This window comes from Flavobacteriales bacterium TMED191 (assembly GCA_002171975.2).
Lineage (GTDB): Bacteria > Bacteroidota > Bacteroidia > Flavobacteriales > TMED113.
The window spans coordinates 31,927-47,069 of sequence record NHIO02000035.1; the positions used below are offsets into that span (position 1 = coordinate 31,927).

9 protein-coding genes are annotated in these 15,143 nt (G+C 30.1%); 2 read left to right on the forward strand and 7 right to left on the reverse strand.

Going from position 1 to position 15,143, the window contains the following annotated elements:
* Window positions 1-42: 42 nt before the first annotated feature.
* On the forward strand, window positions 43-1,008 hold the full coding sequence (trpS, locus tag CBD51_003885; GenBank protein RPG59026.1) for a tryptophan--tRNA ligase: 966 nt from the start codon (window positions 43-45) through the stop codon (window positions 1,006-1,008).
* On the opposite strand, the gene CBD51_003890 is transcribed toward trpS, so the two are convergent.
* Window positions 1,000-1,629 carry a peroxiredoxin gene (locus tag CBD51_003890; GenBank protein RPG59027.1) on the reverse strand — a complete coding sequence of 210 codons (630 nt, stop codon included), beginning with the start codon at window positions 1,627-1,629 and terminating at the stop codon, window positions 1,000-1,002. The two genes, trpS and CBD51_003890, sit on opposite strands and share 9 nt — an antisense overlap.
* Before the next feature lie 55 nt (window positions 1,630-1,684).
* Window positions 1,685-3,460 (reverse strand): T9SS C-terminal target domain-containing protein, encoded by a 1,776-nt coding sequence (locus tag CBD51_003895; GenBank protein ID RPG59028.1) that lies wholly within the window; start codon window positions 3,458-3,460, stop codon window positions 1,685-1,687.
* 103 nt (window positions 3,461-3,563) lie between these two features.
* Between CBD51_003895 and hflX the strand changes: the two genes are divergently transcribed.
* Entirely contained in the window at window positions 3,564-4,727 is a 1,164-nt protein-coding gene (gene hflX / locus CBD51_003900; protein RPG59029.1) for a GTPase HflX, read from the forward strand.
* Here hflX and CBD51_003905 read toward each other — a convergent pair.
* The 5 genes from CBD51_003905 to CBD51_003925 all read right to left on the reverse strand — a co-directional run.
* Entirely contained in the window at window positions 4,724-7,540 is a 2,817-nt protein-coding gene (locus tag CBD51_003905; GenBank protein RPG59030.1) for a PD-(D/E)XK nuclease family protein, read from the reverse strand. The genes hflX and CBD51_003905 overlap by 4 nt on opposite strands.
* On the reverse strand, window positions 7,537-10,641 hold the full coding sequence (locus CBD51_003910) for a hypothetical protein (protein RPG59031.1): 3,105 nt from the start codon (window positions 10,639-10,641) through the stop codon (window positions 7,537-7,539). Before CBD51_003910 ends, CBD51_003905 begins: the two co-directional genes overlap by 4 nt.
* 11 nt (window positions 10,642-10,652) lie before the next feature.
* Window positions 10,653-11,795, reverse strand: coding sequence for a hypothetical protein (locus CBD51_003915; GenBank protein RPG59032.1), 1,143 nt, complete (start codon window positions 11,793-11,795; stop codon window positions 10,653-10,655).
* Complete coding sequence (locus tag CBD51_003920; protein RPG59033.1) at window positions 11,792-12,274, reverse strand: hypothetical protein; 483 nt, start codon at window positions 12,272-12,274, stop codon at window positions 11,792-11,794. Before CBD51_003920 ends, CBD51_003915 begins: the two co-directional genes overlap by 4 nt.
* Before the next feature lie 37 nt (window positions 12,275-12,311).
* Window positions 12,312-15,143 (reverse strand): T9SS C-terminal target domain-containing protein (locus CBD51_003925; GenBank protein RPG59034.1); only part of this gene is annotated, 2,832 nt, incomplete at its 5' end.

Here is a 15,143-nt window from a genome sequence, read left to right on the forward strand (position 1 = left end):
ATCTATTTTATGTATTTTAGATTTTTAAATCTAACTTTAAAAATGACTAGAATTTTAACGGGTATACAAAGCTCAGGAACACCACATCTAGGAAATGTTTTAGGAGCAATGTTACCAGCAATTGAGCTTTCTAAAAAAAATGAATCATTATTATTCATTGCCGATCTTCATGCTCTAACAACTATAAAAAATAAAGAGCAACTTTTAAAAAATTCCTTAGAAACTGCGGCTGCATGGATCGCTTGTGGCCTAGATACTAAGAAAAACATCTTATATAGACAGTCTGATATTCCTCAAGTAACAGAACTTATGTGGTACCTAAACTGCATCACACCATATCCAATGCTGGCAAATGCGCACTCTTTTAAAGATAAATCCGAAAAACTATCTGATGTAAACGCAGGTTTATTTACATACCCAGTATTAATGGCGGCAGATATTATTTTATATAATGCCAATATTGTGCCTGTAGGAAAAGATCAAATCCAACATTTAGAAATAACAAGAGATATAGCAAATAAATTTAATAATATATACGGAGAAACATTTACCGTCCCTGAAGCAAAATTAAAAAAAGAAAGTATGATTATTCCTGGTACCGATGGTCAAAAAATGAGTAAATCATACGGAAATACTATTGATGTTTTTGAAGATGAAAAAAGACTAAAAAAACAAATTATGAGTATTAAAACCGACAGTAAAGGCTTAGAAGAACCTAAAAATCCTGATGAATGTAATGTTTTTCAAATATATAAATTAATAGGCTCTAAAGTCCAAGTAGAGGATTTAAAACTTAAGTACTTAAAAGGTGGTTACGGTTATGGGCACGCAAAAAAAGAATTATTTAATCTTATATTGGAAAACTTTAAAGAGCCCCGAAATAATTATAAACGACTAATAAATGAGCCCGACGTCGTAAATCATGAACTAACTAATGGCGCTAAAAAAGCCAGCGAAATTGCAAAGAATGTACTTAGAAAAGTTAAATCTAATCTTGGTTTAATGTGAACTTAAATAATCTGCAACACCTTCATGTGATTCCTTCATGCCATCATCACCAGGTTTCCAGTTAGCTGGGCAAACCTCGCCATTTTCCTCATGAAATTGTAATGCATCTAAAACTCTTATTGCTTCATCTACATTTCTTCCTAATGGGAGATTATTAACTAATTGATGTTGTACTACCCCCTCTTTGTCAATTAAAAATAACCCTCTGTAAGCTATCATACTTCCAGTTGCAACTAACTCACCCTCCTCATTATAATCATACTCACCATTTAAAACATCATAGGCATCAGATATAATTTTATTAGAATCAGCGACTAAAGGGTATGTAATCCCTTTGATGCCACCTTTGTTTTTTGGCAACTGCAACCAACCCCAGTGAGTCTCTGCAGTATCGGTAGAACACCCCACAATAACACAATTTCTTTTTTCAAATTCAGCTAGTTTAGCTTGAAAAGCATGCAGTTCTGAAGGACATACAAAAGTAAAGTCTTTTGGATAAAAAAATAGAATTACGTATTTCTTATTTACGAATTGATCTAGTGAGAAATCATTAACAGAATCTCCTCCGTTAATAATTGCACTTGCTTTAAAACTTGGCGCTAAGCCACCTACTAATCCCATAGTTTTAACAATTTAAATTAACATTCCAAATGTAGTATATTTTTTATTTATTTAACTACTGAATTATTATATTTTTATGTATCAATTCATTATTATTAAAATCATTCGAGCTTTTTAATAATTGTGCATTGTATACTCCTGAAGGTAAATTTGAAACATCTATTTCTGTACTATGCCCCACATGAGTTTTGTATAAAATTAGCTTACCAATAGCATTAAATAGCTTTAGTGAAAACACATCTCCAATAATTGAATTAAATGCAAATTTTAAATACTTAGTTGTAGGGTTGGGGTATATATTGATTAATGACAATTGATTATTCACTAAATTTAATTCCGCATCATCACATAGTCCATCAACATTAGAATCATTTAAACAATTGCCAAAGCAATCATAGCCTATATCTGCATATATGCATGAATCATCATCAGTATTAGCAAATTGGTCATAATTACACGCACTCGTATCTAAGCAGCCTAAAACAATCATATTTTCATCATTACAAGGTTCTATGTTCTGCATTTCTACATATGACATTATAGTGTTTTTAATGAGATTATGAAATTTCAAGATTATACCACCACCTGAATCATATGACCAAGTGTGACAATAGCTCATTATAGTGCCTATTTGTGGTTGAGGGTTATTAAGATAATCTTGACATTGAGAGGATGAAGTTTCCTCTAAACTTGCGCAATTATCAATTGGTCCGCCCTCCCAACCACACCACTGAGTATGATTTGCTCCAAAATTATGACCAAGTTCATGTGCAAAACAATATATATTCCAAAAAAAATAAGGAACAGGTAAATCAATGTAATCGGAATCTCCCGTTAAATTACTACTAAAACCATAGCCATTCCATTGACTGCCTATACCATTCAAAAATGCAATTCCCCCTGTACCCGTGTCATCTCTCTTAGAAAAAAGGTGTACTAAATCCCTGCTAACAGATGAAAATAATTCATTAGCATACCAATTATCTCTTAAAGCAATCAACATATCTTGTGGAGAATCAATAAAAGATGCATATGGATCTTCTACTTCCCAAACTTGTGCTGAGCTAGACTTAAGTCCAACATTAACCTCTTCAACAAAAAGTTCGCTTACTACTGCTAAAACTTCTAAAGCCCAATCTATGGCTTCTTGAAAACTTGAAAAAGATTGAAAAGTAAAATAATCAATCTCTATAGCAATATCAACACATTTAGACACAGATGATGAATTGTGGCTTATATTAGAAACATCAATAGTATTTTGCAACAAATCTGATGAACATATAAAATCAAAATCCTTAGGACTGTTTTTAACATTTAAAATGTAATAAATCGTTTCTAAATCTAACTCTTTTGTATTTAACAAACTTATCTGATATATCTCTTGTTGAATTGTAATGATAGCTTTTGCTCCATTCGGCGAAAATATAAATACACCATCTAAATCATCATTATTAATTATTCTATATGATTTTATCTCCGAAGTATGTAGAGTTTTAATAATACCCCTATTTGTGTGTCTTGTAACAAATAAGTTTTCTGGAGAGACCTTAAATTCTTCTAGTTCTAAATTAAAGCTATTTTGATTGAAAAATGGAAAGGAAATGTGCAAAAAACTAACATCATGTCTAAGTATATATTCAAGTTCATCTTGATTTAATTGTAAAAATAAAATACTATCATGGATCAATGACATATCAATTCCAGGATATGACTCGCTAATGATATTATATGACTCATTAGATGGGTAATAGACTTTAAATAAATCTTTTGACATTGATAATTGCAGTGAAAATGCAATTATGAATAATGTTATAAAATTTCTCTTCATCATAATAATTATAATTTTGTTATACCAATATAAAATCAAATGTTATGCCAAACTATATAAGCCTATTCATTATTGTATTTTATTAAAACCTATATTTATATCAATTATGGAAAGAACAATACTTATTGGAGCTATAACAGCAAAAGACAATGAATTAGAGATAGAAGAATATTTAAAAGAGCTGACATTTCTTACTTATACTGCTGGAGGGGAAGTAATTAAAATTTTCAAACAAAAAATAAACTCTATAAATTCAAAAACATTTTTAGGGAAGGGAAAAATATATACAATTGCTGATTTCATAAAAAACTTCAGTATTGATACGGCAATATTTGACGATGAACTTACCCCATCTCAACAAAAAAATTTGGAATATATTTTAAATTGTAAAGTGGTCGATAGAACAAATTTGATTCTATCCATTTTTGCTTTAAGAGCAAAAACTGCTATTGCAAAAATTCAAGTAGAGTTGGCTCAGCATCAGTACTTTTTACCAAGACTTACTAATCTTTGGACGCATCTATCAAAGCAAAAGGGTGGGATTGGGATGCGAGGACCCGGAGAAAAAGAAATTGAAACAGATAGAAGAATTATTAGACAGCAAATTTCATTACTTAAAAAAAAATTAGACAAAATCGATAAACAGATGACAACACAAAGAAAAGGTCGAGACCGTTTAATCCGAGTTGCTCTCATTGGATATACAAATGCTGGTAAATCAACAATTATGAATTTTTTTAGCAAATCTAATGTCTTGGCTGAGGATAAATTATTTGCGACACTTGATACCACTGTAAGAAAAGTTGTTATTAACAATCTTCCATTTTTGTTATCTGATACTGTTGGTTTTATTCGAAAACTTCCAACTCAATTAGTAAAAGCTTTTAAATCTACATTGGACGAAGTTCATGAATCTGACCTTTTAATACATGTTGTAGATATTTCAAACCCTGGCTTTGAAAAACATATTAAGGCAGTTGAAAAAACATTAAATGAAATAAATTGTGTGGGAAAAGAACAGGTGATTGTATTTAATAAAATTGATCAATTTAAGTACATAGAAAAAGACTATGATGATTTAAGTCCACTAAAAAGAGAAAACCTGTCGTTAGAATATTGGCAAAAAACATGGATGGCCAAAGAAAATATTAGCACAGTATTTATTTCCTGTACAAAGAAAACTAATACAAATAGCCTAAAAGAATGCCTTTATGAAAAGATAAAAAAGATTCAAGAAAAAAAATATCCTTACAATAATTTTTTGTATTAATCACAAAAATAACATGGTCTATCCTTATCTAAATGTTCAAAGGATACTTTTGGGTCAAACATTTGAGAAATCATATTAATTACTTCGCTTTCAAATATCTTTAAAACTGAATTATTTATCGTTAAACTATTATTTACTTCCGCGTTTTGAATTTGAAAAGCTTTAGTACGTAAATTAATAATACCGGCTTTAACAAGAAAATTTTGCGCATTGTTATGATTTTTAAGCAACCAACTATACATTAATAGTTGAAGTAACTTTGGCTTTAAACTCAAGTCCATTAAATTTTCAGATTTTAATTCTGAATTACTCACAAAACCTGTTTTATAATCAATAATTCTATGGTTCCCATTAAAAGTATCAACACGATCTATGTTGCCTTTTAAATTTACTGAAATAAGCTTATTAGAAAATTTATTTATAAACTTTATAGGGCTGGAAAATGATTGCTCTAAAAATTTAATAATGATTTTATTACCATTTCGAACTAAATCTAATTCTGATTTTATAAAGTTTTTTATAATACGCTTAATAGCTTCAAACGCTAATAAGTTCTTTCCTTTAGAAAAATTATCTATATTATTTTGTTTGAATGCATTATATATTTCAGTATCAATCTTATTATAAATATTATTCATATCATGAATACTTAAAAGTATATTTAAATAAGGTCTATATAATAATTCTAATGCACGATGGGTAATTAATCCGATTGTTGCAGAATTCATATTAACACTCAAATCTTCTATTTCTGAAATCCCTATGATTTTTTCATAATAAAATTGTCTTGGACATAAATTGTATAAATTTAATGCACTCGCTGATAAACCAAAATGAAGTAAATCAGTTAGTTTTTGAAACAAATAATTATCTTTTTGTTTTAAAATTGTATTATGATTATTTTCTACTAAACTAAAAGCATTCATTGTAGTTTCTTCTTCAATAATGATATTAGTTGTCAATAATGGTTTTATTTCATAAACTAACTGGTTGATAAATCGACTCCTTTCCGATGAAGAGTATGACGAATAATCCTGATTGTATATTATATAAGTATTGGGAGCTCTTTTTATTAAATTAAAAAAATTACTAGCATATATTGCATCTAAATCAAGACTGGTCCTAATTCCAAATTTCAACTTTATATCAAATGGCACAAAACTATTATGATTAATCGATGGCGGCAAATTATTTTCATTTGCTGACAATATAAAAACATTATCAAAATCTATCGTCCGTGATTCTAACATTCCCATTATTTGTAAACCATTTAGTGGTTCCCCAGAAAAATTAATTTTAATAGAATTAATAATTTGGTTGAAGAATCTAACAAATAACTTAAGCTCAATATTGTAGTTGACTTTGGCTAAAAACTGCCCTAAAATATACAAATGCTCTTGTATTGCATACAAACATTCTTCAAGGAAGATATCTTCACTCGAAATATCCCGATCTAGATTTAATAAACGACTTAAAAGTTCTTGAAATAAGCTTAATATATCATTATGATTTTCAAAAAAACCTATTAGTATTTTGTCAAACAAAGAACTGCCTGACATAGGAAATATTTGACTCAAGTCATGGTAGCTTAAGTAATTTAAACTTGCTTTATTTAAAGATTTAATTAGTTGATCTAAATCCGCAAACTTTGAACCTAAGATTAACTTAAAATAAGGGTTTCTTAAAATCTTTAAAATATCTTTAGCATTATAATTTTTTTGAGATTTTTTTTGATCCCTATATATATATCTAGCATTAAGATACAGGTTTAGGACATCATTAAACATAGAAATAACAGGGTGATTCGATAATTTATAACCCATTGTAACATTAATATTAGCTACAGTTTCAGGTATTGACTCTAAAACTGCTAATAGTAAATCTTCATCAGGTAAAATTATAGCTGTTTTTTTTAACTCCTCTGTGCTAAATGACTTTTCATTTAAAAAATTTGCCAGTAATTTTACTTGACTAATATTTTTTGTTGCTCCAATTATTTTAATATTCTTTTTTAGTGATAAAAAATCATTATTATGCTGCGACAAAACATCAGGCCATTTTTTTCTATATTTCCTCAAAAACTTTCCTGACTCTTGCTCTAAATTGCTAACAAAATACTCATCCGAATCCCAAAAAATATCACAAATTTCTTCTTTTATTAAATGATCAATTATTACTTCTTGGGACATTGTTAAAGCATCTAAGCCAATAAAAACTATTCGTTTTTTATCTTTTTCTTTTAACCAAGATTTTAGTAAACCCAAATCCTCAGCAATTAACCTTTGTGCCAATCCAGTATAAGCAGTATTCTTACTTAGCAGTGTTTGTCGTAATAAATTATAAATACTATTTAAAGAACTATAAAAGTGCAAATAATACTCAATCTCCTCGTGATTTTTTTCTAATTCTAAATGCCAATTTTCAATTCGCTTAACATCTGATAAATAATTAAATATCTCCGACGCAGATGCAAGTGACCTATCTATTTCATCAAAGTCATTAAGCAACATTTCTGCCCATCGATGGCATTTTTCTACATCATGTGGACTATCTACACTATTAATATAAATACTGTAAAATTCGAAGAATAATTCCAATTTGCTAACAGGCTTTAGTTTTGTCACACTAAAAATAAAATCATCTATTGAATAAAATGGAGGAAGCCAAATAGGGCTGGATATTTCTTTTGAAACTTGATCTGCAAAAAATAAGGAAGCCCTTCTTGAAGGGAAAACAATGATTAAATCAGACAAATCATTTTTATTCTTTGAAAGAAGAATTTTTGATATTTTAGATAAAAAAGAATTTCTCATTTTACTTCTATTATGTCACCATCAGTTAAATAAACTATATATTTATGCACTTTTTTAAATTTTAATTTTATTAATACTTCTTCATATTTATGCATCTGCTGCTTATGTGAAGCATGCTTTTTGCCGGTTTTATAATCTATCAAACTAGCCTCAATATTGTTATTAACAACAACCCTATCTGGTCTATATATCTGGCCATCTTCACTTAGAATGCTAGTCTCTGAATATATTTTTAATTTAACTTGAAATAAGTGTGAAATTTTGTCGCTATTTATAATTCTCAATATTTGGTTTTTTATTTTATTATAAATTTCTAAACTATATTTTGTTTCGACTTCTAAGTGATCAAGCATTTTATCAATATCATCCTTAGTATTAATTCCTGCCATTATTTTATGAATTAAATCACCCCATACAATTGAGTACTTTTGCTTGACATTTTTATTAATAACATGATTTTTTCTAATCCTCAATCTATTGCGCCAACCTATGGAAACAATATTTTTAATTGTAGGATTTTGAACAGGACTGATTTTAGTATGTGAAGTTAATTTTTCCCCAGATTGAAAATTATTTTCAACAAAACTTGCATTTTTTTGAGCGGTTAAAAATTCAAGAAAATAATGATATATATTACCTCTTCTTGAATCAAGATTACTAATAATATATAACCTGTCTTCGGGCCTTGTCATAGCAACATATAAAAGGTTAATATTATCCAATAAAACTTGTATTTTATGATTTACATACTCTTGAGGGAATGGCTTAGGCCATGATTCTATTTCTTGTTTCAATGGCAATAAAGTTATAACTGGTTCATTATCTTTTTTTCCAGTAAAGAAACTTGATACATTAAACCATTTTTGATCTTTACCTAAGTCATCTTTCCAATTAGCGAATGGAAAGATAACAACCGGAAACTGCAAGCCTTTTGACTTATGAATACTCATAATTTCTACTGCATTTATTCCTTCCGGAATAATAATAGAAGCAGTATCTTTTTTTTGACCCCAATAATATAAAAAATCAGTAATCGAACTTTTAAACCTTGTTGAAAATTCAAAAACAAAGTCTAAAAAAAAATTAATGTAGATATTATCTTTTTTATTTAAACTAAAGATTCTGATTAACCTTTCGACAAGCTCGTATAAATTAATATTGGTTAATTTTTCTAAGTAAAAATTAAAGCCAAATTGATTCAATAGATGTTGGAACTCTTTATTTGTAGTTTGAGAATTTTCACTAATAAATTGATGAACGCTAATTTTATTTTGCATAATCATATTATTATTTATCAAATACTCTAATAAATTTGCTTTAGCAAAATGGTCAGATTGATTCTGAATAATTAGCAAATTATTTAAAAGAAACTCAACAGATAAAGAATGCTTTATTAATAATGATTCTGATGAAATAATAGGAATGTCATTTTCTGTTAAAAATGCGGCAATTTTTGTAATTTCTTTATTATTTCTTGTTAAAATAGAAATGTCCTTATACAAGTAACCATCATTAACAGTATCCTTAACTTTTTCACAAATTAATTTGAGTGTTTCTGAATCTAACTTTTGCCCTTTCTCGTCTAAAAAAGATAACTCTATAAAACCACTTAAATTTTTAGCTGACTTTTGATCTAACTTATTATATAGGCGATTATAGTTCCCCGTTAATTTTTTAGATAAAAATTTAAAAAATTCATTATTAAAATTTACTATTTCCTTGCCACTTCTATAATTTGTATTTAATGATGCTACACCTTGTCTATTAGAATCACATATTTCTAAAAACTGCTCAACATCGCCACCTCTCCATCTATAAATAGCCTGTTTACCATCTCCAACAATTAAGCATGAGCCGCCTTTAGATACACTTTCCTCTACTAATGGGAACAAATTACGCCATTGCATAATAGATGTATCCTGAAATTCATCGATAAAATAATGATTATATCTTGTTCCTATTTTTTCATAAATAAAGGGAACTGAATTTTTCATCAAAAATCTAAAGATAATCTGATTAAACTCTGAAATATGAATAATATTATTTTCTTGTTTGATACTTGCTATTTTTTGATCTATTCTTCCTAAAACTGATACTAAAAACAAAGAACTATAGCATTTTTTATTAAATCTATATATTGGGTAGTTAGCATCTATATATTTTATTAAATTATTCAATGAAGAATTTAAAGTATTGCTAATCTGATTGATTTGGTTTTTTTCATTTATACTTGCAGTTTTTTTTGCCCAAACATTATTAATTAATGAATTGTAGATACGTTTATTAGTTGTAATTGATATTTCTAACTCTTTAAATGGTGTCCTTTTTAGTTTTTGAATATACGTTGGCAATGCCTTATATGGGAAAACAGATGCGGGAATTCCTTGGATAAGATTTGATAGATTCTTTTGATAGTTAAGAATACTTTTTTCAAACTGATTAATACTTTTTATTAACTCTTTCTGTCGTAAAGAAATAGATTTTAGATCCATTAATTCATTAATGAAAATGAATTTTTGATCCTTAAATAATTCCTTACTAACTTGTAGTAAATCTTCTTGAATATCCCAATTTTTATCTTGATTAGTTTTATAATCAGAATACGCTAATAATTTATTTGTTAATTGAGTGTCAAAACCTATTTCATCCAATAATGACATAACACCTTCCTGGATGATATTATCCTTATCAAGTTCTACCTCAAAATTTGAAGGGAGCTCTAATTCATAGCTAAATCCTTTAATTATTTTATAAATGAATTTATCAATCGTTGAAACTGAAAAAAAACTATAAGAATGCAATATTTGTGAAAGAGCTTTTTTTGACTCAATTATTAATTGCTCATCACTGTAAGCTAACTCTAATTTTATAGTATTATATATAGAATCATATGAAGATGCATGCTTGACTTTAGAAAATTCATAAAGCGTAGAGATAATTCTAGTTTTCATCTCTGATGAAGCTTTATTAGTAAATGTAATTGCTAATAATTCACGATGCGGATTATTATTTTTGTTGGATAAAAGCTTTTTAATATATTCCTTGACCAGTGTGTAGGTTTTTCCTGAGCCAGCAGAAGCTTTATATATATTTAGATTCAATTAATTTCTTATTAATTAATTATAAATTTTTTTTGGACTGATCCATCCTTATACACATTAAAAATAAATCCTTTATTATTAAACTTAACAGTTCTACCTAAAATATCTTTTCTATATATCAGTTCTCTTGATTTATTGAGTTCATTTAGTTCTATGTTATTGCAGTCTATATGATTATAGACAAATGTCGTTACAAAATCAATCATTTCCTGTTTGTCTCCAGCATTTAAATCCCACGGACAATGTCCTGCGCCATCATATATTAAAAGGTCATTAGAAACACCGTATTTTGATATAATTGGCTGAATTGCCATGCTTCCACAAGCAGTTAGATTATTTGGACTATTTAATATCGTTCCACATTCATCTGGTACCGTCTCATCTTCTGTTCCATGGCAGCTAACAATAGGTGTTAAATCTGTATCGTCAATCCAATTAACTGTGTGTAAAGCACCTGCTAAATTAATCATACCGCTAATGTTTGATGAATAACCTTCATTTCCACTCATTCCTTCCATACCTCCATTAATAGTTGCTAGATCAAGAGCATAATCTTGTCCACTTTCATCAATTCCTGAAACAAATTCCTCGACAGTTTCAATATAACTCATATGTGGTCCTAAACAAGCACCTGCAGAATTACCTCCCATCCAAATTTGATTCTGATCAATACCATAAGGGTTACTAAGTTCTGCAAATTCTTTTCTGAAAAATCTAACTGCCGCTTTTGCGTCAGTCATAGAACTATAAATGACTTTAATACCATTTTCTAAATTTGTCATCCATATAAATCCTGCAAAACCTAATACAGTAGGATCAGTAGCAAGTCGATAATTTATTGAAGCTGCTACATAACCTCTTTTTGCAAAAGTTTCACATAAATCAACCATGGTAGGATTACTTTTGGATCCTCCAATAAAAGAACCTCCATGAGCTAAAATAATTAAGGGTCTATTTGTGCATAAATCAACGTCTGAACTTGGCTGATATATATCCATTTTTAAATTATATATATCAGAATATGTAACATTGGTTTCAACAGTAATATCGTTGAAGACTTCTTCTTGATAACGATTAGCACAATCACAATCATTGATCTGAGCAGAGAGCTGATTAAATATCAGTAAAATAGTAAGAGTATATAAGCGTTTCATTTTTTTATTTCTTTTTTTAATACATAATGTTTAACAATATATGAATTATGGGATGTACTATATGAGCTAATTTCCTTCCAACCTTCGCTTCCCATATAATTTAATGCATCAATAACAGAGCTATATTTTTTTAAGTCACTAGCTACTAATGTAAACATTTTATCACTGGTCCATAAACTGTCTCGGTTGCCATAATTTATTGATATATCTTCTTTTGTTCCTAAAAATTTCCTAATTGATATTAAATCACAGAAAATTTCTATGCTTTTGCTTTCATAAGAAATTCTATCTACATCTTGCAACAGTATCGATGATTGCTTTTTTTTATTAGAATCTATATAAAAATATCTAAGCAAGTTATCCGACATATTAATAACTCTAACTGATGAGATAGTTGTATCACTAGTAAATATTGTATCACTCTGAGCAAGTATAGTTATAGGTACTAAAACTATAAAAACTAATAATCTATTAATCACTTTACAGTATTTAAATATTGTTGAATAATTGCATTTATTATTTTACAATATTCATTGTATTAGTAACTGAGTATCCCGAAGCAGTCATTCGCATGAAATATGTTCCCGGAGCAACATCATCTGAATTAAACTTCAATGTATACATTCCTGAATCATACGTTTCATTAGTAAGTTCTTTTACTAAATTCCCTAACATATCATATACGCCTATCATTACATCGCCTGTTCTAGGAGCAAAGAAGCTAACTGATGTTGAAGAACCAAATGGATTTGGAACATTTGGATATAACTCATATCCCATGCCCTCTACCATTGTTGTAATATTTCCTGCAATAGAAATGCCATTTTCAGAATATATATTACTTCCTTCAACCCAGCTCTTAACTTCAAGAACTTCTATCTTATCTTCGAATTTTCTCCAAAGTTCAAATGTAACCTCTTCACCATCTAATAAACCTTCTACTTCTTCAGTAGTAGCATCATCTCCCCAAACAGTTAGGGCTGTTGCAGCTCCTGTATAAGTAACACTACCAACTAACATACCATTTTCAGAATATGCAGCAATCTCATCTCCTTCCTGAGGCATGTTCTCCCAAGAATCTACAGGAATACCAATTGTCATATTACTTCCTGTATTAGTAGATTCTGAATACTTTGTTAAAGGATAAATTGGTGTTGGGCTATATGCAAATCTACCTCCCTCAATAGCCGGGTAAGAGAAAGTTGCGTCGTTAGCAACCTTAATTTGATAACCTAGACCTGGGTTCATCATACCTGAACCACCACCAAGAGCATTAACCTCAATGATTGGCCAGTATACAGCACCCGCTCCATCTTTTAATATAACTAGATTCTCTGCTAATGGCGCCATCATGGCCTCTGCTCCACCTGCAGTCTGATGTAGGTAAGCAATATAACTCCAACCTGAAGGCATGAACATTTCAAAATCAGATGGGATTAAATCTCCTGAAATTTCTAATAAATCACCAGCACCCATCTTAATCTGATAACCTTCTCCATCTGTTAAAGAGCCTATAAAGTTCATTCCTAATAAGGGCCAATATACAGCACCCTCTTCATCCTTCATGATAATTAAATTTTCAACTACATCACCCAGAACCGTTTCAAGTGAACCGTCTGCAGGAGATATAAATGTAGAGTAAATACCCCATCCTGAAGGTAGATCAATTGTTTGTGCAAAAATTGTTCTTGCTATAATATCTATAACATGTGATAGTCCGCCAACAACAAATTCATCAGTATCATCATAACTTTCATCATAAACTGCATCTGCTGCATAATACATACCTGTAGATGAATCCCATATCAACCACTCAAAAACATCGCCTGTTTCGAACACACTACTATAAGCATTTAATATATCAAATGAACCATTCCACATCATCATACCACCAATAGACCCTGAAACCATCTCCCCATTTTGATTAACCTCAACACCAAAACCTACTGCAATGTAATCTCCGTAAGTTATTGCATCATAATCTATTGTTATATTAGCATTAGAAGGAACTTCAATTTGATGGAAGAAAGGTGTTTCTACAACATCCCAATCTGATGGAGAAATAAATGGAACTGTTACATCAACTGAAACAGTACATCCATTTTCATCAGTTACTGTCAACGAATACGTTCCTGCAAATAGGTCTGCTAAATCTTCAGAGGAAGCATCAAACGAAGAGCCATCTGCTAAAATTGCTGACCAAGAATGTGTATAGTTCCCAGCACCACCGTTAATTGTTACGCCAATTAAACCTGAACCTGTATCAATATCCCCAAGAATATGTGGACCCGGGATAACATCATCAACAACTAAAGTCATTTCTTCTGTTTCTGTGATTTCAACCTCGATAGATACTGAACATCCATTTTCATCTGTTGCCGTTACTGAGTATGTTCCTGCTCCTATGTCAGAAAGATCCTCACTAGTTGCTCCATTTGACCAGTCATATGTGTAAATTCCAGTACCTCCTTCTACAGTAACATCAATAGAGCCATCAGCTGCTCCATTACATGAAACTCCAAAGCCTGTATAGTCAGAGTGTGTCTCCGTAATAGTCATTTCAAATGTTTCTGTAATTTCAACTTCAATAAATACTGAACAACCATTTTCGTCAGTCACTGTTACTGAGTATGTTCCTGCTGATAAGCCATCAACATCCTCCGTAAATGCTCCATTTGACCAGTCATATGAGTAAATTCCAGTACCTCCTTCTACAGTAACATCAATAGAACCGTCTGTTGCTCCATTACATGAAACTCCAAAACCTGTATAGTCAGATTGAGTTGCAGATATTACCATGGCTTCTGTTTCTGTAATTTCAACTTCAATAAATACTGAACAACCATTTTCATCTGTTGCTACAACCGAATACGTTCCTGCTCCTAAATCAGAAAGATCCTCTGTATCAGCACCATTTGACCAAACGTATGTATAGTTTCCAGTACCTCCTTCCACAGTTACATTAACAGAACCGTCTGTTGCTCCATTACATGAAACACCAAAGCCTGTATAGTCAGAGTGTGTCTCTGAAATAGTCATCTCATCTGTTTCTGTAATTTCGACTTCGATAGATACTGAACAACCATTTTCATCTGTTGCTGTAACTGAGTATGTTCCTGCTGGTAAGCCATCAACATCTTCTGATGCGCCCATCATTGCACTTCCCGCCATCCATACATATGAGTAGTTTCCAGTACCCCCTTCTACAGTTACATCAATAGAGCCATCAGCTGCTCCATTACATGAAACTCCAAAACCTGTATAGTCAGAGTGTGTCTCCGAAATAGTCATTTCATCTGTTTCTGTAATTTCAACTTCAATAAATACTGAACAACCATTTTCGTCAAC

What these genes read in the sequence shown, in the direction of transcription:
- CBD51_003895 (RPG59028.1), bottom strand. Translation starts at nt 3,460, where the DNA reads ATGATGAAGAGAAATTTTATAACATTATTCATAATTGCATTTTCACTG.
- CBD51_003915 (RPG59032.1), bottom strand. Translation starts at nt 11,795, where the DNA reads ATGAAACGCTTATATACTCTTACTATTTTACTGATATTTAATCAGCTC.
- trpS (RPG59026.1), top strand. Translation starts at nt 43, where the DNA reads ATGACTAGAATTTTAACGGGTATACAAAGCTCAGGAACACCACATCTA.
- CBD51_003905 (RPG59030.1), bottom strand. Translation starts at nt 7,540, where the DNA reads ATGAGAAATTCTTTTTTATCTAAAATATCAAAAATTCTTCTTTCAAAG.
- hflX (RPG59029.1), top strand. Translation starts at nt 3,564, where the DNA reads ATGGAAAGAACAATACTTATTGGAGCTATAACAGCAAAAGACAATGAA.
- CBD51_003890 (RPG59027.1), bottom strand. Translation starts at nt 1,629, where the DNA reads ATGGGATTAGTAGGTGGCTTAGCGCCAAGTTTTAAAGCAAGTGCAATT.